This window comes from Clostridium hydrogenum (assembly GCF_021432385.1).
Taxonomy (GTDB): Bacteria; Bacillota; Clostridia; order Clostridiales; family Clostridiaceae; genus Clostridium_S; species Clostridium_S hydrogenum.
The window spans coordinates 761,538-780,991 of sequence record NZ_JAEACT010000002.1 but is presented as its reverse complement, the minus strand read 5'-3'; the positions used below and the strand labels follow the sequence as shown (position 1 = coordinate 780,991).

The 19,454-nt window shown below is 28.8% G+C and carries 19 protein-coding genes; 15 read left to right on the top strand and 4 right to left on the bottom strand.

Going from position 1 to position 19,454, the window contains the following annotated elements; all coding sequences use genetic code 11:
- The first annotated feature begins 8 nt into the window (after positions 1 to 8).
- Positions 9 to 452 carry a DUF6773 family protein gene (locus CUEA01_RS03600; RefSeq protein ID WP_234118286.1) on the top strand — a complete coding sequence of 148 codons (444 nt, stop codon included), beginning with the start codon at positions 9 to 11 and terminating at the stop codon, positions 450 to 452.
- A gap of 420 nt (positions 453 to 872) precedes the next feature.
- Here CUEA01_RS03600 and CUEA01_RS03595 read toward each other — a convergent pair whose 3' ends face one another.
- Genes CUEA01_RS03595 through CUEA01_RS03585 form a run of 3 tightly spaced genes read right to left on the bottom strand, consistent with a single transcriptional unit; the run spans position 873 to position 1,909 of the window.
- Complete coding sequence (locus tag CUEA01_RS03595; RefSeq protein ID WP_234118284.1) at positions 873 to 1,142, bottom strand: hypothetical protein; 270 nt, start codon at positions 1,140 to 1,142, stop codon at positions 873 to 875.
- Between the two features lie 11 nt (positions 1,143 to 1,153).
- Complete coding sequence (locus CUEA01_RS03590; RefSeq protein WP_234118282.1) at positions 1,154 to 1,453, bottom strand: hypothetical protein; 300 nt, start codon at positions 1,451 to 1,453, stop codon at positions 1,154 to 1,156.
- A gap of 42 nt (positions 1,454 to 1,495) precedes the next feature.
- Entirely contained in the window at positions 1,496 to 1,909 is a 414-nt protein-coding gene (locus CUEA01_RS03585; protein ID WP_234118280.1) for a hypothetical protein, read from the bottom strand.
- A 208-nt stretch (positions 1,910 to 2,117) separates the two neighbouring features.
- On the opposite strand from CUEA01_RS03585, the gene CUEA01_RS03580 reads away from it, so the two are divergent.
- The 4 genes from CUEA01_RS03580 to CUEA01_RS03565 all read left to right on the top strand — a co-directional run bounded on the left by CUEA01_RS03580 (position 2,118) and on the right by CUEA01_RS03565 (position 4,211).
- Complete coding sequence (locus CUEA01_RS03580) at positions 2,118 to 2,531, top strand: ferritin family protein (protein WP_234118278.1); 414 nt, start codon at positions 2,118 to 2,120, stop codon at positions 2,529 to 2,531.
- A 298-nt stretch (positions 2,532 to 2,829) separates the two neighbouring features.
- Positions 2,830 to 3,054: a hypothetical protein gene (locus CUEA01_RS03575; protein ID WP_234118276.1), complete on the top strand. Its 225-nt coding sequence runs from the start codon at positions 2,830 to 2,832 to the stop codon at positions 3,052 to 3,054.
- A gap of 18 nt (positions 3,055 to 3,072) precedes the next feature.
- Positions 3,073 to 3,210: a hypothetical protein gene (locus CUEA01_RS03570; RefSeq protein WP_234118274.1), complete on the top strand. Its 138-nt coding sequence runs from the start codon at positions 3,073 to 3,075 to the stop codon at positions 3,208 to 3,210.
- 89 nt (positions 3,211 to 3,299) lie between these two features.
- Positions 3,300 to 4,211: an amidohydrolase family protein gene (locus tag CUEA01_RS03565; RefSeq protein ID WP_234118272.1), complete on the top strand. Its 912-nt coding sequence runs from the start codon at positions 3,300 to 3,302 to the stop codon at positions 4,209 to 4,211.
- Positions 4,212 to 4,307: 96 nt separating this feature from the next.
- On the opposite strand, the gene CUEA01_RS03560 is transcribed toward CUEA01_RS03565, so the two are convergent.
- Positions 4,308 to 5,900 (bottom strand): AAA-like domain-containing protein, encoded by a 1,593-nt coding sequence (locus CUEA01_RS03560; RefSeq protein ID WP_234118270.1) that lies wholly within the window; start codon positions 5,898 to 5,900, stop codon positions 4,308 to 4,310.
- A 129-nt stretch (positions 5,901 to 6,029) separates the two neighbouring features.
- On the opposite strand from CUEA01_RS03560, the gene CUEA01_RS03555 reads away from it, so the two are divergent.
- The 10 genes from CUEA01_RS03555 to CUEA01_RS03510 all read left to right on the top strand — a co-directional run bounded on the left by CUEA01_RS03555 (position 6,030) and on the right by CUEA01_RS03510 (position 19,385).
- A complete protein-coding gene (locus CUEA01_RS03555) occupies positions 6,030 to 6,962 on the top strand; it encodes an ABC transporter ATP-binding protein (RefSeq protein ID WP_234118268.1) in 933 nt (310 codons plus the stop codon).
- A gap of 15 nt (positions 6,963 to 6,977) precedes the next feature.
- Positions 6,978 to 8,024, top strand: a complete 1,047-nt coding sequence (locus CUEA01_RS03550) for an ABC transporter permease (RefSeq protein WP_234118262.1) — start codon at positions 6,978 to 6,980, stop codon at positions 8,022 to 8,024.
- On the top strand, positions 8,021 to 9,112 hold the full coding sequence (locus CUEA01_RS03545; protein WP_234118260.1) for an ABC transporter permease: 1,092 nt from the start codon (positions 8,021 to 8,023) through the stop codon (positions 9,110 to 9,112). Before CUEA01_RS03550 ends, CUEA01_RS03545 begins: the two co-directional genes overlap by 4 nt.
- Before the next feature lie 13 nt (positions 9,113 to 9,125).
- Positions 9,126 to 10,286 carry a sensor histidine kinase gene (locus CUEA01_RS03540; protein ID WP_234118258.1) on the top strand — a complete coding sequence of 387 codons (1,161 nt, stop codon included), beginning with the start codon at positions 9,126 to 9,128 and terminating at the stop codon, positions 10,284 to 10,286.
- On the top strand, positions 10,267 to 10,902 hold the full coding sequence (locus CUEA01_RS03535; RefSeq protein ID WP_234118256.1) for a response regulator: 636 nt from the start codon (positions 10,267 to 10,269) through the stop codon (positions 10,900 to 10,902). The genes CUEA01_RS03540 and CUEA01_RS03535 overlap by 20 nt, the downstream gene beginning before the upstream one ends.
- A 200-nt stretch (positions 10,903 to 11,102) precedes the next feature.
- Entirely contained in the window at positions 11,103 to 12,893 is a 1,791-nt protein-coding gene (locus tag CUEA01_RS03530) for a sensor domain-containing diguanylate cyclase (RefSeq protein ID WP_234118254.1), read from the top strand.
- A gap of 426 nt (positions 12,894 to 13,319) precedes the next feature.
- A complete protein-coding gene (locus CUEA01_RS03525) occupies positions 13,320 to 14,252 on the top strand; it encodes an ABC transporter ATP-binding protein (protein ID WP_234118246.1) in 933 nt (310 codons plus the stop codon).
- A 12-nt stretch (positions 14,253 to 14,264) separates the two neighbouring features.
- The gene (locus CUEA01_RS03520; protein ID WP_234118244.1) at positions 14,265 to 15,398 is read left to right on the top strand and encodes an ABC transporter permease; all 1,134 of its coding nucleotides are present in this window, start codon (positions 14,265 to 14,267) and stop codon (positions 15,396 to 15,398) included.
- Positions 15,395 to 16,516, top strand: a complete 1,122-nt coding sequence (locus tag CUEA01_RS03515) for an ABC transporter permease (RefSeq protein ID WP_234118242.1) — start codon at positions 15,395 to 15,397, stop codon at positions 16,514 to 16,516. The genes CUEA01_RS03520 and CUEA01_RS03515 overlap by 4 nt, the downstream gene beginning before the upstream one ends.
- A gap of 1,183 nt (positions 16,517 to 17,699) precedes the next feature.
- Entirely contained in the window at positions 17,700 to 19,385 is a 1,686-nt protein-coding gene (locus CUEA01_RS03510; RefSeq protein ID WP_407929219.1) for an acetolactate synthase large subunit, read from the top strand.
- Positions 19,386 to 19,454: the final 69 nt, after the last annotated feature.

Below are 19,454 nucleotides of genomic sequence, written 5' to 3'. Positions count from 1 at the left end.
GGTATTAAATGAAAATCTTTAAAGGCAAATTTAATGATGAAAGAGTAAACTATGAAATATATAAAGCTAGTTTTATAGCATTGATTTTAATAAACAGTGCTTTACTGATTGATTTTGTTATAAAATCATTAATTTTAAATAGACCTTTAAATGAATGGTTAGATGTTTTGATTATATTTATTATAGGGTCAATATGTTTAACTATATGCCTAATAAAAAGTGGAGTTTTAAAAACTATGTTGAGTGAAAGTAAATCCAATGTAAGGGGAAAAAGGGTATTTGTAAGTTTAATAAGTGCAATTTTTGTATCTGTAATGATTAATTTAACTGATGGTTACAATTTTTATTCTAAAAAGGGTTTATTGAATTTTTGTTTTGACTTTGTTGCATTTTTTATAATCATGTATATTCCATTTGGAGCAATGAGAAGATTATTTCATCCAGAAAAATAGTAACTATAATTTAAAGTGGAAAATAAGATTTAGAAATTAAATTATGAGTAAGTTTTCTTATTCTTTGAAGAATTAAGGTCTATAACACATAGAGTGATTGGAATAACTGAAAGTAATAAAGCTTTTAATATGATATGACAGTATCCCGTAATGATAAACTTGTCAATGAGTAGATTCCCAAATGAACATAGTATAATGCACATTATTAATGCAATGATTTGCCTCTTGATATTTTTAACAAAATATTTTTTTAGGTTTAATTTTGAAGTAATAAAATATAAGATATAACATGAAACAATATATGATAATAAAAAAATTATTAAATTAAATAAAAACATATAAAATCCCCCATGTTGTTGTCTTAAGAATTTTTTAAATACAGAATATATCTTACAATTGCATATAAATTAAATGGCAATACTATTTTTCGCTTTTTAATATTACAAAATAAATACAATAAAAAAGCCAAATAATATATATAGGAATTATAATTAGCATTGATAATGCTTGCTTTATTATATAGGAAATATTAATAAATGCCCCTAAAAATACAATACTTCCTCCTAAAATTAATAGAAATATTTTAAAATAGTTTTTTTTATTAAATTTTTTAAGTTTAAATGTTACATCAATAACTATGAATAATCCTATAAATGTCATTAGTAAATCTCTAAAATTATTTGAATTCATAATTTACTCCTTTAAAGTTTTTTTCCAATTTGATAATCACATAACCTATTAATAATTCCAACAAAAACACATAGGTACATTACAATATTAATTTCTAAAAAATTTAGTAGTAATAAAATCCCTAAGCAAATATAAAATATGCCAAAGAGCATATAAAGACATCTCTGAACGGTTATATATAAATCTTTTTTTTCAATAATTTTATTTTTTGTAGTTATTTTAAGAATTTTTTTAGAATTTAGGAAAATTCCTAAGATTACAGGAATAAAACCTATTACTATTAATGCTATGCTTAAGATTAACTTAATCATGGGCTTGCCTCCAGACTAACTTAAATGTAATAGTATTTTTTTTTACTTAACATCGTGCTTCTCTTTTAAAGTACTTTTTAAATATTTTATAGCCTCAGCATTTGATATTTGAGATAATTTAATTTTATATTTTGTTTTTCCAGAGGAGATATTTATTACTTTATTATCTATGGTTACAAAATCAATTTCATTTAAATTAAAAGAGCATGTCCCTAAAACGTAATTTATAAAAACGTTATTGCCATTCAATTTAACATATAAATTTTTATATTTAAAGACATTTAATAAACATTTTATAAGAAAGAATAGAAACAATATGATGAATAATGTTATAGGAGGAAATATAGTTTTGTTTTTATAGAGTTGAAAAATGTATAGTAAAATTAAAAAGGCTAAATCAAATATAAAAATTCCTATAATGAGCAATAAAGCTTTTTTCTTATATAAGACATTCATATGTAGCACTCCATTCTTAAATTTTAACCAATATTGTAAAACTTTGATTAATAATAGCATATGGGGAGAATTAAGTAAATAATTTTGGCATGAAAATCTAAAAAATAATAAAGCTATTGACATAGACATCGGATAGAGGTATTATTAAAGCATAATCAATTGTACACAATTTAATTTTGATAAATTAATTATAAAGGGGATAATAAATATGGAAAAAGTAAATTTTATAGGCCAAACTAAAGGAACAGAAATAGAAGAACTTATAGGAAGAGGCTTTAAAGGGGAATCTGGTGCTGTAGGTATATATTATGGACTTGCACTTGTTTGCAGAGAAAAGGGACTTTACGATATAGCAGAAGGATTAGAGAAAATTGCAAAAGATGAAGCAAGACATGCTGGAATGTATGCAGCATTAAATGGAATGGTAGTAGATGATGTAATAGCTCAATTGAATAGATTTTTTAATGTTGAAGCAAATGAACTTAAAAGTGTAACTGCATTAGCTGAAAAGGCTGGTGAACTTGGACTAAAGGAAGCAAAAGAAATGATAGCAGCATCTTATTTTGATGAAGAAAATCACGTAAAAATATTAAAGGAATTGTTTGAAAAGCACAGTAAATAATGTGTAATGCAAAACAAAATAATGAGTAGGAGCTCTGCATAAAATGATGTGATTAATAGCATCATTTTTTTATGCAGAGCTCCTACTTATAGATAAGGAATTTGAAAAGTTAAAATTGATTTTACCAGGTTCATCATGTTAAATTGTAATTTGTAAGGATAAACTTGGATTTGTAATTTCAATGTTCTAAGTTGTCTATCTATAAATATATTCCATTTAAGAAATTAAAGGTGTATTATATAGAAAAGTATTTTACATAGAAATAAGGATTTTTAAATTAAGTGGGGAGATTTAATAAATGAAAATATGTAAGAACAAATTTAATTTAAAAAAAGGAAAATTATATATAAGTTTAATTGAAGCAGCATTTGTAGCTGCAATGATTAATATATCTGATGGCAATAAATTTTATTCTGAAAAAGGAATATTAAAATTTTGCTTTGATTTTGTTGCTTTTTTTATTATTATGTATTTTTTATTTGGAGGATTAAAAAGGTTAATTAATGAGATAAATAAGAATTGAAAATAGGGAGTGATTTTTATGAGCTTTTTTAAAGGAGAGAAACTTTATAGAGTTGAAGTTATAAAAGAATATCCCATAATGAATATTATGCAGTGTGCATCTAGTAATGGATTTGTTTATGCCGGCAATGCAGGAAAATGCACTGATTTCATATAATAAGTTGAAATAGTATTGTAATAAATTATAATTAAAAGTTTGTAGCTAACATAGTTTCACAATATATATTTTTAGAAAGGAAGATGGACGTGAAAATTATTGATGGACATGTACATTTAGTAGAGAAAATTGCAGGATTTTGCAGAAGAGGCGAACTCAGAGCAATTGGAGATGGAAAAGCAAGATGGGCAAATGGAGATATAATGAAGCTTATTCCAAGGGGATATGGAGATAAAGATTTTACTGGTGAAGCACTCATAAGACTTATGGATGATAATGATATTGAAAAAGCAGTGTTAATGCAGGGAAGTTTATATGGTTTTCAAAATGAATATACATATGAAATGTGCTCCAAATATCCTAATAGATTTGTAGGAGCATGCACAATAGATCCATTTGCAGAAAATTATAATGAGGTATTAGATAGATTTATTAATAAGTTGGGATTTAAGATTTTAAAGCTTGAAGTTAGTTCTGGTGGCGGACTGATGGGATATCACTATAAATTTTTTTTAGACGGTGAAGAAATGAAAAATATTTGGCATAAGGTTTCAGAAAATGATATGGTCATGGTGCTTGATATAGGTGATTTTACAATGGAAAGCTACCAACCTGAAGCAATAAGAAACATGGCACTTAAATATCCAAATTTAAAAATAGTAGTTTGCCATTTGACTGCACCAAGAGTTGGTATGGAAGATAGGCTAAAGAAAACTTTGGAGCTTTTAAAACTGCCTAATATTTGGTTTGATTTAGCTGCATTGCCAAGTATTAATGCACCAGATAAATATCCATACCCAAACGCACTAAATGCAATTAAAATAGCAAAAAATATTGTAGGAACGGACAAGCTAATTTGGGGAACTGATGCACCTATGACAGCAGCATTAGATGAATATAGTAATCTTGTTAGTTATTTAAAAGATGCAAAACTATTTAATGAAAGGGAGTTGGAAGATATATTTTATAATAATGCTTTAAGGGTATATTTTAACTATTAATCAATGCACAATGAAGGAGGATTTACCTTTCCTTACGTTAGGTAAATCTTAAACTTATATGTTGTCAGCTTCGCTGAACGACAATAGTGTTTTCTCCTAGCAATAAACTTCAATAATATTCTTTTCACTATTTTCTACAGTAACCGTAATTTCCTCGACGCTTCCATTTTTAAATTTTTGCTTTCTTAAATCAAATATTAAAAGATAACCTTTGTCCAGTCCATATTGATTAAGGTAATTTGCAAGCTGCAAGATACCTCGTTTGTGATAATCTTCACCACGCCAAATTTTAAGTTCTAATGTGTTCATTTTGCCCTCATAGGTTATAACGATATCGAATCTTTTTTCCTCGCCACCCTGAACTTCTTTAAATGCAAAACCAGTACCATTTATTATTGGACTTAAAAAAGCTAAAAATATTAACCGGCCATCATCCTCCATAAAAGAGTTCCTTTTCTCGGAATATTCATGTTTCATAAACGCTTGAAATTTTATAAGAACCTTTTTTATATCTAGGCTTCCATCTTCTTTAATAAAGTTTTCTTTATAATTATATGTTGACATTAATGAGGCTTTATCTTTTCTTAAAACTTTCATCATCATATGATTATATATAAGCTGTTCATAAATTCTATTATTTACTCGGCAGCTTCCATTTTCCTCTTTTAAAATTCCATACATAGTGCCTAAACTTACTATAGCGTCAGTTTTTACATAGCTTATGTTTTCATTTTCTAAAACTATTCTTTTTATAAAAGCATATAGTTCTGAATTGTTTTCTAAATTTTTAATTAGGCTTTCAAAATTTGTATTGTTTTCTTTTAATAATTCTTTTACAGCTTCAACTATAAATTCTTCCTTCCATTCAAGTTCATTTTCATTCATAATCTTTTCATCAATTATTTTACAAAGCTTACTTACTAGGAAAGGGTAACCAGAAGTATAGAAATAAAGTTTATCTGAAAAAAATTTTTTATTTAAGCTTACCTTTTTATCTTTAATATAACTTTCAAGCATAGTAGCTATTTCACCACTTGAAAAACTCATATCAATATCAAAATCAGAGGCGATATTCCAGGGACTATTGAATTTGCGGTCATCATCGGGTCTGAGTTTTAATTTCAAACTTTTAACATCATGAACTCCTGCTAAAATTACACTATGGAAAGTAAAGTCTTCACCTTCATTTCTAAGTAAATATTTGTTCCTAAGCATTCCTAAAAAATCTAAAAACAGTTGATTATTACTACTCTTATCAACTTCATCAATCATAAGGACAAGCTGCTTTGAGGCTTTTTTGCATAATTTAGTTATGAATTTTGATAACTGGTTCATAGAGGTTATGCTACTTAACTCAGTGTTTACAAAAGCACTTAAAGTTTTTTCATTTAGTTCAAGATTATCTGCAATCATTTGTAAAAAGGTGTTTATAAAAGAAATTGCATTTTCATAAGAAGTGTAATCAATTCCTTCAAAGCTTATTTTTATTGGAAGATAATCAGCGGAATTTTTTAACCTCTTATTTAATAAAAATAGTGTTGTAGTTTTTCCGTACTGTCTTGGTCTATTTATAATAAAATATTTTTCTTTTTCAATAAGTTTAAAAATTTTATCCAGTTTATTTGAGGTATCAACCATATAGTGTTTTTCTGGTATGCAGGTTCCTGTGATATTAAATTCCCTATTCAAAATTTTCACCTCCAGATACTTTATATATTATATTTTATCATACAAAAGTTTTTTTAAACACAAGGCTTTAATATGCCTTATATTAATTTTGAGTGTTATTTGGTAAAATAGGATGTAAGGGGTGGTATTGTGTTATTAGAGATAAAAAATCTAGTAAAGCGTTATGATGAATTTTTGGCAGTTGATAATGTCAGTTTTAATATAAAAGAAGGAGAAATACTTGGCTTACTAGGACCAAATGGAGCAGGAAAAACTACTATTATAAATTGTATAATTGGTCTTAATAAGATAGATTCAGGCAGTATTAAAGTATTTGGAAAGAATTTAAAGACTAATGAACTTAGTATAAAGAAATATATTGGAATAGTTACTCAAAATATAACGGTCTATAATGATTTAAATGCATATGATAATGTAATGTATTTTGGCGGTATATATGGACTTAGAGGAAAAAAGCTTAAAGAATATGTAGAGGAAGCATTAAATTTTTGCGGGCTTTGGGAAGATAGAAAAAAGTCGCCAGAAGCTTTTTCAGGTGGAATGCTTAGAAGGCTTAACATTGCGTGCGGAATTGTGCATAAGCCTAAACTTATTATTATGGATGAACCAACAGCTGGAATAGATCCTAAGTCTAGAAGTCATATTTTGGAGGGGATTGAAAAACTAAATAAAGAAGGTGTTTCAGTAATATATACTTCTCATTACATGGAGGAAGTTGAAAGGTTATGTAAAAATATAATAATAATTGACCAAGGGAGAATAATTGCAAAAGGAACTAAGGACGAGCTAAAAAGCATGATATCAACAGAGGAAAAGGTAAGAATAAAAACAGAAAGCTTAAATTACACAATAATTGACAAAATAAAACAAGTGTATGGTGTAAAAGAATGCAATATAAATGAAGATTATATAGATATAGTTTCGGCAAAAGGTAGTAAAAACTTAGGGAAGATAATAGATATGCTTGTAAACCAAGGAATTGAAATTATGGATATATTAATAGACAAGCCTAATATCGAGACTGTATTTCTAACGCTTACAGGAAGATCACTTGGAAATTAAGGGGAGGTATAAAGCGTGCGAATATTACATATAGCCTATTATACTTTTAAAAGAAAGTTTAAAGACTGCGTTCCACCGTTGATACTGCTTCCTTTAATTTTAATACCAATTTTGGGAAATTCATTAAAGATGCTTTATGAACCAAGTAGAAGCTTTACGGATACTGTAGCAGTATATTCCAGCGATTTTAAAGAATATCAGTCAGTAAGTGATTTTCTAAAGAAGAATGAAAAGTCTAATAAGCACATAAAGGTTACTTGGGTAAAACAAAAAGAAAAAGCTTTGTCAGCTTTAAAGGATGGAAAGTATTATGGCGTTTTTGATGTTAAGGGTAAGAAATTGTACGTTGATGAGGAAGACGTCAAAGATACATCCTTAATTCAATTATTTATTAGTTCATATAATTTCTCGGGAAATAAAGTTATTATAGATAGAGGTGTAAAAAATATAAATTCTAATTCCAATAATAGAAAACCTTCAGCAATGGATTATTACGCTGTTACAATGCTTGTAATGATCATGTGGTATGGGGGAGAGTATGGAATAGATATTATAAGTGATGACAAGGACATTATAAATAGAACAGTAAGCCTTCCTATGGAAAAAGAAAAAATTGTTATTGGAAAGATGCTTGGAATAGTTGTAATGATGTTTTTGGTATCGATTGTTATAATTGTATTTTCTAAATTTGTTTATAAAGCGTATTGGGGGAATAACTATATTTTATTGACACTTGTAATGCTTTTATTCTCATTTTTAACTGTAAACGCAGGAATGGCTATTTGTTTAATAACTAAAGATAGAGGGACTGCAGGATATATTACAGAAACATTAATAGTAGTTTTCACATTTTTAAGTGGAGGATATCTAACGACAAGAATGTTTAGCGCGGATCTTGAAAGATTGAGCATTTTATCACCTAGCTATGCAGAACAAAATATAATATTTAAAATTATTTATGGATATGGAGAAAACTTAAAAATATTTTATGTAGAAATTATAGCTTTAGCCTTATTAATGTTTTGCATTACAATGCTTTTAGCAAGGAGGCGGGTTAAATGACAGTATTTTTGTTTAATATGAAAAGAATATTAAATAGAAAAAGGGCAATTTTAACTATGTTTATTGTACCTGTTATAATCTCAATTTTAGTAGTTAAAGTAAATTTTAATGAGCCCAGGCTAAAGGTTGCAATTTTGGATAAGGATAATACACATTTTACTGATATTTTTATAAATAATTTAAATAATAGCTATAAAACTGAAAAATTGGATGAGGATAAAATTAGTGGGGGAATTGCAAGTGGCGAAATAGATTATGGCATTATTATTGATAAGGGATTTACCAAAAAAGTAATTGACAATGAAATGCCAAATATAAAGGTTATCTATGATAATAAAAACGATTTTTACGAAGCGATAAATAGTAATATATCAGTATTTATGAATAAAGCTAATGAGATAGCGTTAAAATCAAATGAAAATTATGGTGCGTTTTATAGTAAATTAGATAAGCTTATAGCAGAAAATAAATTTAAAACTTTAGTAGTAGAATCAAGTGATAGAAAGAATATAGTGATATCACTTAATTTTCTTGTAATGCTGATGCTTTATAATGCTCTCAATATGACAAATAGAGTTATGAATGATAAAAAGGAAAAAATTAGAACTTTTGCAGCACCAATAACCATAAGAAGTTACATGCTTCAGATTATATTTACATTATTTTTATTAGAATTATCACAAGTGGCTGTGGTTTTTATAGCATTAACTATTGAATACAAATTAGTCATGATGAAATATATTTTTAAATTACTTTTACTGTATAGTACTTTTTCAATTACAGCAGTTTCATTTGCAGTTCTTTTAAATTACATGAATGAAACTTATGTTAAAAAGGATGTTGTCCCAAGTATATTAGTTATTCCTCTTTCTATGCTTGGAGGATGCTTTTGGAATATAAAATTGATGCCAAGAGCGCTTCAGTTTATTTCACAGTTTATTCCTCTAACCTGGATTACAAATGGAACTTATGAGGCTTTAGAAGGAACGAATTATACGTATTTAGTAACAGACATTGGTATATTAGTATTGTTTTCTATAGTGTTTTTGCTGCTTGGTGTGTTTACTAAAAAGGATATAGTAAGTTAATGAAGGAGATATTATGGATAAGGTATTTTCTTATATTATAAAGATAGCATTTTTTATATATGTTGTAGTGCTTCTTGGGATTAGTAAAATACAAAATTATAATGTTGTAGTGCTTCCTGGGATTAGTAAAATACAAAATTATAATGTTGTAGCTTTAATTTTGATTATTGCGGGAATTTGCACTTTAAAAGAGAGATTTTATACATCTAAATATATGAGCATATTGGAATTTATAATTGTTTCAGCAGCCGCAGTAGTAAATGTAAAATTCATGTTCTTATATGCCATAGTTTTATTTGATTTTATATATGATGAAGCATATCTTGGAATTATTTTAATTTTTGCGGGTACTGTATATTTTTGTGATTTTAAAGATCTTAATATAGTTATGTATTATATAATACTAGGGATATTAGCATATGTATCTAGAAAGATAAAGCTTAAAGAAGAAAATTATAAAAAGCTTCTTGATAGTGAAAGACGACTTAGATATGAACTTGAAGGTGCCAAGGTGAGACTTTTAAACTCTGCCAAAGAAACTGCACATATAGCTGAAGTTAATGAGAGAAATAGGATTGCGAGAAATATCCATGACAATATAGGTCATAGTATTGCTGGAATATACATGCAGCTTCAAGTTGTAGATAAACTTTATGACAAGGATGAAGATAAGGCTAAAGAAGTGCTAAAAAGAAGTATAGAAGGACTAGCAAATTCTTTAAATGTACTTAGGGATACTGTACATAATATAAAACCAAAAGAAGAACTTGGAATACAATATATAGTGAATATAATTGATGAATTTAAATTTTGCGAGGTTGAATTTAATTATAGTGGAAATCTTAATTTGCTGTTGCCAGAGCATATGGAGCTTATAGCAGTAAATATAAAGGAAGCTTTAACAAATTCCTCAAAGTATTCAAATGCAACAAAAATAGATATAGATATAGATATAACTGATAATTACACAAGAGTATATATTAAAGACAATGGTGTTGGTGTTAGTGCTAGTACCGGAAAGTTTAAGGAAGGTCTCGGTATAAGCGGGATGAGAGAAAGAGTAAGAAATTTTGGAGGAAATTTAAGTGTAAGCAGTGAAGATGGATTCATAGTAGTTTTCATAATTCCACATGATATTAGAGGGGGTAAGATTTTTGAGAATACTAATAGTTGATGATGATGCACTTATAAGAGAAAGCTTAAGTATATTACTAGGACTTGATGATGAAATAGAAGTTGTAGGAACGGCTTCAAATGGGCAAGATGCCTTTGATAAGTGTACAGAGTTTAAGCCGGACATAGTGCTTATGGATGTAAGAATGCCTATTATGGATGGCGTTTTAGGTACAAAACTTATAAAAGAAAGCTTTAAGGATATAAAAGTAGTTATATTAACAACCTTTAAGGATGATGAGTATATAAAAGAGGCAATCAAAAATGGTGCAGAAGGATATATACTTAAAAATCAATCTTCAGATAGTATTGTGGACAGCCTTAAGGCAGTTATAAAAGGAAATATGGTTTTTGAAAAAAATGTTGCAGAGACTATATCCTCTTTAATTAAAGAAGATAGTAAAAAGGATGTAAATGTAGATAAATATAAATTAACAGGGAGAGAAATGGACGTGCTAAAGCTTATAGGCGAAGGTCTTTCAAATAAAGAAATAGCAGCAGAAATTCATTTGGGAGAGGGAACTATAAGGAATTATGTTACTAGCTTGCTTGAAAAATTGGAGCTTAGAGATAGAACTCAGCTTGCTATATTTTATTTAAAAAACTTAAGTAACTGAAGATAAACCACTTGAATTTTAAAAATTAAATTTATGAATAAATAATTTTAATGTCGAAAAAAAACATAATTTGGTTTTTAAATTTCATCTTAAAATGATATAATAGGCTATAAATTAAATTAATTTTAATTTATAGCCTATTATACTGTAAAATAAAGCTATTTTTGTTAAAATACATGCTACAATTTTGGGGTGAACTAATGATAAAAAGAATGAAAGATAGTTCCATAAATATAATTAATATTGCTATGATTTTTATTGTAGTAATAACAATATTTATAATGGGTGTATTAAGAATAGTTGTAGAATATAAGTTATTTGATAGTCAAATACAAGGTATTAGAAATCAATATATAAGCAATGAGAAAAAAACAATAAAAAGACAGGTAAATAATGCAGTTGAGTATATAAAACATACGGAGCAAGAATCAGAACAACGGCTAAGGGATGATATAAAAGAAAGAACTTATGAAGAGTACGACCTTGCTATGAGTATATATAATAACAACAAAAATACAAAAAGCAGCAGTGAAATAAAAAAAATGATAACAGATGCGTTAAGGAATGTAAGATATAACAATGGGAGAGGCTATTACTTTATTTCTTCATTAAATGGAGAGGCTGTGTTGTATAGTACTAAGCCTGAGTTGGAAGGAAAAAGTATTTTAAACTTGCAAGATGCAAGCGGAAATTTTTCAGTAAAAAATGAAATAGCTTTAGTTAATAAACAAAATGAGGGTTTTATAACAGGCAATTGGGAAAATCCAGAATATAAGGATGGTAAACTATACCCGAAAATTACATTTGTTAAAAAGTTTGAACCCTACAACTGGTATATGGGTACAGGTGAATATACGGAAGATGTAAAAAAGAATATACAAGAGGAATGTTTGAATATAATAAGTCAAATTAAATTTGGTTCAAATAGTCAGAATTATATTTTTGTTGATACTTATGATGGAATTGAAATTTGTAATGGTGTTTATAAGGATTATGTTGGCAAAAATGTTTGGAATATTAAAGATAAAAAAGGTACAAAGATAGTGCAGGAAATAATAAAGATTGCAAAGGAAAAGGATAATGAAGGCTTTTTAACATATATTTGGAGCAATCCTAAGAGTAGTTCAACGTTTACCAAGGTATCATTTGTAGAAGGTGTTCCAGAATGGGGATGGGTAGTAGGTGCAGGTTTCAGTATTGATCAAATAGATAATGTTATGAAAGCGGATGAAATTGAAACAAAAAAGGCAGCAAAGAGGGAGCTGGCTAATGTTTCCATGGCAGTAGTTTTTGCAGCGTTAATAGTCTTTTTCATAACAAAGTATATTACTGATGCCATAAAAAGTAACTTCTGTCTTTTTAAAAAATTTTTAGATGAGGCATCGGAAGGTTATCCTAAGCTTGATATAGAAAGGTTAAATTATAAGGAATTCAAAAGTTTAGCTGTAATAGCAAATAAAATGATTGAAGAGAGATATAGATTTGAAGAAAAATTGAAAATAAAAACCAAACAGCTGCATGTATTATCAGTTACAGATGGTTTAACGCAAATGTATAATCATAAGTATATTTGTGACAACTTGGAAATAAGAGTACAGAAGAATAAGGGAAATTTTTGCATTGCTATGATTGATGTGGATTATTTCAAAAAAATCAATGATACGTACGGCCATCAATGTGGAGATGAGGTTTTAGAAAAAGTTGCAAGTGTAATAAAATCTAATATAACATCAAATGATATGGCTGGGCGTTATGGTGGAGAAGAATTTTTAATAATATTTTTGAACAAGGATATTGAAGAAGCTTCCAATATAGTTGAAACTATGAGAAAAGAATTATTTAGCACTACAATTAGTAAAAGGGAAGTTAAAGTTACAATTAGTGTCGGGATAGTTAGGCATAATTATGAAAATGCAGAAGAGCTTATACAAAAGGCAGATGAAAAACTATATAAGGCAAAGAAAAATGGACGAAATCGGGTAGAAAAATAATGCAAAGTAAGAGCATTCTGGAACATTAAATAATATCAATAAATCTAAGAGGAATATTCTGAAAATCCTAAGATCTTTCAATAACTCACTAAGGTTCAGACAAATTGAAAGTTCTAAGGATTTTCAGAATATTCCTCTAAGATTTATAAGATATTATTTAAATTGTTCCAAAACGCTCTTACTTTGCATTTACAGTGGTTTAAGGAAAAAATTCCTCCGTGCCTACGGAATTTTAAAATTTATTGGTAAAACATTTTGACTAATATACTGTGATAAACTTACTTCATATTAATTTCGTGACAAATGTCATATAACAAAGTGTTAAATCTCACTATTCCATAGGACGTAAAATTAGTATTATGGAAACATAGAAATAAACCACTTGTTTAAATGGAGAGTGTAAATAATATATTGGAGGAAAAATATATGTTATTAGAAATTAAGAATCTTAAAAAGAAATATAAGGATTTTACAGCGGTAGATAATTTAAACTTAAGTATAGAAGAAGGAGAAATATACGGACTGTTAGGACCAAATGGTGCAGGAAAATCTACAACCATAAATGCAATAACGGGTTTAACTAAAGTGGATGGCGGTCAAATAACTATATTTGGTAAGGATTTTAAAACTAATGAAATAGAAATAAAGAAAAATATAGGAGTTGTTCCACAGGACATTGCAGTTTTTGAAGATCTTTCAGCTTATGAAAATGTTGAATTTTTCGGAAAGTTAAGTGGACTTAGAGGAGCACTTCTTAAGGAAAGAATTAAAGAAGCACTTGATTTTACAGAACTTTGGGATAGAAGAAAAGATAAGCCAGGACAGTATTCAGGGGGAATGCAAAGAAGGCTTAATATTGCATGTGCTATAGTTCATCATCCAAAGCTTATAATAATGGATGAACCAACTGTTGGAATAGATCCTCAGTCAAGGAATCATATACTTGAATCAGTTAAAAAACTTAATGAAATGGGATCAACTATAATATATACTTCGCACTATATGGAAGAAATAGAGACGCTTTGCAACAAGATAACAATAGTGGATCATGGAAAAGAAATAGCAACTGGTACAAAGGACGAATTAAAAGAGTTAATTTCACATGAAGAAAAAGTGCAAATTGAAGTATCACATGTTAATAATGAATTGCTAAAGGCTATTAAAGAAGTAAAAGGTGTTAAAAAATATGAGGTTACAGATAATATGCTGGAAGTTATTTCAGAAAAGAACAGTGAAAATATAAGTGCAATCACAGCTAGAATAGCAGAATTCAAAAGTAAGATAGTGTCAATAAATGTTGAGAAACCTACACTTGAAGGTGTGTTTTTAACCTTAACTGGAAGAAAGCTTAGAGATTAAGGAGGAAAAATAATGAATGCAATTTATATAGCTTTAAATGTAATCAAAATAAATCTTAGAGATAAAAAAACTCTTTTATCCATGGTACTTTTCCCAATGATCTTAATAATCATCTTGGGAAGTGCACTTAAAAGCGCATTTTCAGTTGAAGATTTAGGCAAGACTACAGTGTATTATTTAAACAGTGACAATAAGCAGGCGTCTAAAAGCTTTGATGAGTTTTTAAAAAATAAACAAATAAAAAATATATTAGATGTTAAAAGTGTAAAGACCTATAGTGAAGGCAAAAAGCTTGTAAGTGATGGCAAGGCAACTGCAATGATATATATTGATGATAACTACACAGAGAATTATCAAAACGATAAAAAAAGCAAAATTCAAGTTTATGAAAATCAAAAAAGTGCTGTAAGAAATGGAATTGTAAAGAGTGTAATAGATAGTTATAATGACGCTGCTAACACCATTATGACCACAGCAAAGCTAACTAAGGGAAGAACAAATTATGTAGAAAGCGATAATGTAAAAGAAAATTATATAAGTGTAGATGGAAAAAGTCCAAGAGCTATAGATTATTATTCTGTTACTATGCTTATACTCATATTAATGTATGGAGCTAATTATGGGGCAGCAGAAATTCAAAATTTATACTATGATCATATTGGAAAAAGGATTAAAAGCACAGGTACAAGAACCTTCGAGCATTTAGTTGGAGTTGTTTTTGGAGTTATCTTTACATTGTTAATTCAGTCATTGGTTCTCGTAGTATTCACCAAATATGCATATGGTGCGAACTGGGGAGATAATCCACTTATCATAGTAGGTGTAATGGCGGCAATGTCCATATTCTCAACTTCTATGGGAATTTTATTTATGTCCTTTACAGGTGATGATAAAAAAGCTAGTGGACTTATAGGTGTCATAACTCCTATACTTACAGTTATATCTGGTGGATATTTCAAAATACCTGGACTTTCAGATGGTGTGCTTGCAAAATGTATTCCAAATGGAATGGCACAATCTGCTTTATTCAATTCAGTTTATGGAGGTTCAATCTCATCTGCTTGGCAATCAGTAGGAATAATTATTATAATGGCAGCTGTGATGCTCAGTGTATCTTCATTAATTGCAAGGAGGAGATTAGCATGACGATATTTTTTAATAATATAAAAAGAATATTTAGGAAAAAGTCTAATTTAATAGTTATGTTTGTTTTGCCTATAGCTCTTATTGCAGTTATAGGAAGCGTTTATAGTAGTTCATCAAATGCTGGCATTACCATAGGCTTAGTTGATAATGATAATTCAAAGCTAACTTCAATTATAAAAGATAAATTTAAAGCTGATAAAGATGAAATTAAAGTTATTTCTAAAAATGAAATTAAAGATGATATTATAAATAAAAAAATTGATACAGCAGTAGTTATTCCAAAAGATTTTGCAAAGAATGTAATGAATAATTCCGGGGATACAAATATTCAAATGTATGGAATAAGTGGAGTGACAAATGATTCTTCTGTAAAATACTATATTAATAGTTTTGTAAATGCTGCAAAAAATATAGGAAAAGCAATTGACGGTGATAGTGATAAATTTTATGCTGGAATTAAAGAATATCAAAAAGGTAATTTTTCATCACAACTTAAGTATACAAATGGTCAAGAGAATGAGGAAAAAATATCGTCTAGTTTAGTTGGCTTTTTAATAATGGGAGTTGTGTATTTAAGTACAATGGTAACTACACTTATCCTTCAAGATAAAAAATTTGGTGTTTATAAAAGAATGTTTGCTTCCGGAGTAAAGTCTTTTAATTATATGGGTGAGTGTATATTAAGTTTTATTGTAGTAGCCTTTATACAAATAATAGCAATATTATTAATAATGAAATATGCATTAAATATTTATTTAGGACCATCAATCTTTAATCTGTTTATTGTCCTGGCTATATTTGCAATTTGCACAGTTGCATTGGGCGTTGCAATTTGTAACAGATCAAAAAATTTAAAACAGTCAAGTGCATTAATAATGCTTGTAACAACTCCTATGTTAATGCTTGGAGGATGTTATTGGCCTAGAGAAATCACTCCAGATATAATTCAGAAAATAGGAGATTTTGTACCAACAACCTGGGCATTAGAAGCTTCAAGTAAAATTATAAGTGGAAGCTCAATTATGGAGGTTGGTAAGGAAATTGGTATTATAGTTGTGTTTATTATTGTATTTTCATTGATAGCAATGACTAAGAAAGTAGATTCGGCAAATAGTTAAAGTAAAGATAAACCACTTGAAACATTGAAATTGCTTTTACCAAGTGCATTCTGTTAAATTACAATTTGTCGAGGAGAAACCAAAGTACAAAGTACAATGAAGGACGATTTTTCTCCGTTAGCACTACGAAAAATCTGAAAACTTATTTTTTTATTGCTGCGCAATCGCGCCATACATGATATTCAGCGAAGCTGATACCATTTAAGTTTAAGATTTACCTGAGTAAAACGAAAGGTAAATCATCATTCACTGTACTCCGTACTCTGTCATCTGTACTCTGCTCTAAAAATTGTAATTTAACAGGATGAATTTCGTATTATCAATTTCAATCTTACAGATTGTATATCCATATAGATAAACCAGTTCAACTATTTAAATTTATTTGTACCATAATGCCCAGAATACGGCATTTTGGTACAAATAAATTTAAAGTTTCAATGTGGTTTATTTTTATTTATATATATAAAAAGGTATACACATATGGTATGACGTTAAATTTTAAATACTTGCAGAAAAGTAGAGTTTAAATCTTAATATTAAGGTTAAATTCTACTTTGTTATTTTTTTGTTGCAAGATTTGATTAAAACAATTCAAAAAAATTATTATGTGAAACTTTTCATTTTACAAAAATGCATATATAATCAGTAAAAACGAATATATATACTAAAATTTTGAAAGAAAATAAAGCGTATTATATTAGTGAAATGACTGATTTTATTTGATTTATTTAATATTTTGATTGAAATTTATTCATTTCTATATTGTAATTTATTGCATAAGATACTATTATAAATTTAGAGGAAAAGTTTAATGAGGATGTCGTACTAATAATTGATTAATACGTAAATTTTAAACATTGCGAACCAAAAGACAGAGTACGGAGTACAGAGTACAAAGTACAGTGAAGGATGATTTTCTGTAGCAAAGCTACAGAAAATCTTAAAACTTAGTTTTTTTGATTGCTTACGCAATTGCGGAATTAATGTTGTTCGGCGGAGCTGAACAACATATAAGTTTAAGATTTACCTGACGTAAGGAAAGGTAAATCAACATTAACTGTACTCTGTACTCTGTCATCTGTACTCTGTACTCTGAATAAAGGTTCGCAATAATTTTAAATTGCAGTTTAATAATTTTTTAGTGAGGTAGCCATGTAAATAGTATTTATAGGAGGAGAACTAAATGAAAAATGACATGACAGTTAAGGCTAACAATAACACTGAAGATGAAAATTCTAAAGTTATGACTACAGCAGAGCTTGTGGTTAAGTGCCTTGAAAATGAAGATGTAAAGTACATATTTGGAATACCAGGAGAGGAGAACTTGGCTCTAATAAATGCACTAAAGGAATCTTCAATTAAGTTTATAACTACACGTCATGAGCAGGGAGCTGCATTTATGGCTGATGTATATGGAAGACTTACGGGGAAACCTGGAGTGTGTTTATCTACATTAGGACCAGGAGCAACAAACTTAATGACAGGTGTTGCAGATGCAAATCTCGATGGAGCACCACTAGTTGCAATAACTGGACAAGTAGGAACTGACAGAATGCATATAGAATCACATCAAAATTTAGATTTGGTTGCCATGTTTGCTCCAGTTACAAAATGGAATAAACAAATTGTAAGACCAGATACAGCAGCCGAAATTGTTAGAAAGGCATTTAAAACGGCAGTAACAGAAAAGCCTGGAGCATGCCATATAGATTTGCCTCAAAATATTGCAAGCATGCAAGCAGACGCTAAGCCTTTAAGACATGTACCGTGTGAAAAGAGCTTTGCATCATATAGCAGTATAGAAAGAGCATCAGTTGCTATATCAAGGGCAAAAAATCCTTTAATACTTGCAGGAAATGGAGCAATACGTTCTAAAGCAAGCAGAGCAGTACTTGAAATGGCAGAAAGATTAAATATTCCAGTGGCAAATACTTTTATGGGAAAAGGAATAATACCATATACAAATCCATTATCAATATGGAGTATAGGACTAGCTCAAAAGGATTATGTTAACCGTATATTTGAAAAAACTGATTTAGTAATAACTATAGGTTATGATATTATAGAATACTCGCCTAAAAAGTGGAATTCAAAAGGTGATATAAAGATAATTCACATAAGTGAAGAAAAATCTGAAATTAATAGATGCTATATTCCAGAAGTTGAGGTTGTTGGAGATATTTCAGATTCAGTATATGAAATAATAAGACGTTCATCTAGGCAAGAAGCGCCAAAGCAAGTGCTTAAAATTAGAGAGGACATGCAAAAAGATTACGAGGAGCATGCTAATGATGATGCTTTCCCAATGAAACCTCAAAAGATTTTATTTGATTTGAGAAAAGTAATGGGTGCAGATGATATTGTTATATCGGATGTTGGAGCACACAAGATGTGGATAGCAAGACACTATCATTGCTTAAAGCCTAATACCTGCATAATATCAAATGGATTTGCATCTATGGGTATAGCAATACCAGGAGCATTGGCAGCAAAGCTTATAAATCCAGATAAAAAGGTTATTGCGGTTACTGGAGATGGTGGTTTTATGATGAACAGCCAAGAGCTTGAAACTGCAAGAAGAGTTGGAACTCCGTTTGTAACTTTAATATTTAATGATAGTAATTATGGACTTATAAAATGGAAGCAAGAAGAAAGATATGGAGAAAGTGCATGTGTAAGCTTTACTAACCCAGACTTTAAGATGATGGCAGAGAGCATGGGACTTAAAGGTTACAGAATCACTAAAGCTGAAGAATTACTTCCAACTTTAGAAGATGCGTTTAAACAGAAGGTACCAAGTGTAATTGATTGTGCTGTTGATTATAGTGAAAACTTGAAGTTAACTCATAAACTTGAGGGACTTAAGTAGTATTAAGACAAGGGACTGTTGAATAAAAATTAGTTTATACACAAATCTTAAACATTACGAACCAAAAGA

Excerpts from the sequence above, each read along its gene's own strand:
- CUEA01_RS03600 (WP_234118286.1), top strand. The coding sequence starts at position 9 with ATGAAAATCTTTAAAGGCAAATTTAATGATGAAAGAGTAAACTATGAA.
- CUEA01_RS03595 (WP_234118284.1), bottom strand. The coding sequence starts at position 1,142 with ATGAATTCAAATAATTTTAGAGATTTACTAATGACATTTATAGGATTA.
- CUEA01_RS03590 (WP_234118282.1), bottom strand. The coding sequence starts at position 1,453 with ATGATTAAGTTAATCTTAAGCATAGCATTAATAGTAATAGGTTTTATT.
- CUEA01_RS03585 (WP_234118280.1), bottom strand. The coding sequence starts at position 1,909 with ATGAATGTCTTATATAAGAAAAAAGCTTTATTGCTCATTATAGGAATT.
- CUEA01_RS03580 (WP_234118278.1), top strand. The coding sequence starts at position 2,118 with ATGGAAAAAGTAAATTTTATAGGCCAAACTAAAGGAACAGAAATAGAA.
- CUEA01_RS03575 (WP_234118276.1), top strand. The coding sequence starts at position 2,830 with ATGAAAATATGTAAGAACAAATTTAATTTAAAAAAAGGAAAATTATAT.
- CUEA01_RS03570 (WP_234118274.1), top strand. The coding sequence starts at position 3,073 with ATGAGCTTTTTTAAAGGAGAGAAACTTTATAGAGTTGAAGTTATAAAA.
- CUEA01_RS03545 (WP_234118260.1), top strand. The coding sequence starts at position 8,021 with ATGACAGTATTTTTGTTTAATATGAAAAGAATATTAAATAGAAAAAGG.
- CUEA01_RS03540 (WP_234118258.1), top strand. The coding sequence starts at position 9,126 with ATGGATAAGGTATTTTCTTATATTATAAAGATAGCATTTTTTATATAT.
- CUEA01_RS03530 (WP_234118254.1), top strand. The coding sequence starts at position 11,103 with ATGATAAAAAGAATGAAAGATAGTTCCATAAATATAATTAATATTGCT.
- CUEA01_RS03525 (WP_234118246.1), top strand. The coding sequence starts at position 13,320 with ATGTTATTAGAAATTAAGAATCTTAAAAAGAAATATAAGGATTTTACA.
- CUEA01_RS03520 (WP_234118244.1), top strand. The coding sequence starts at position 14,265 with ATGAATGCAATTTATATAGCTTTAAATGTAATCAAAATAAATCTTAGA.
- CUEA01_RS03515 (WP_234118242.1), top strand. The coding sequence starts at position 15,395 with ATGACGATATTTTTTAATAATATAAAAAGAATATTTAGGAAAAAGTCT.
- CUEA01_RS03510 (WP_407929219.1), top strand. The coding sequence starts at position 17,700 with ATGAAAAATGACATGACAGTTAAGGCTAACAATAACACTGAAGATGAA.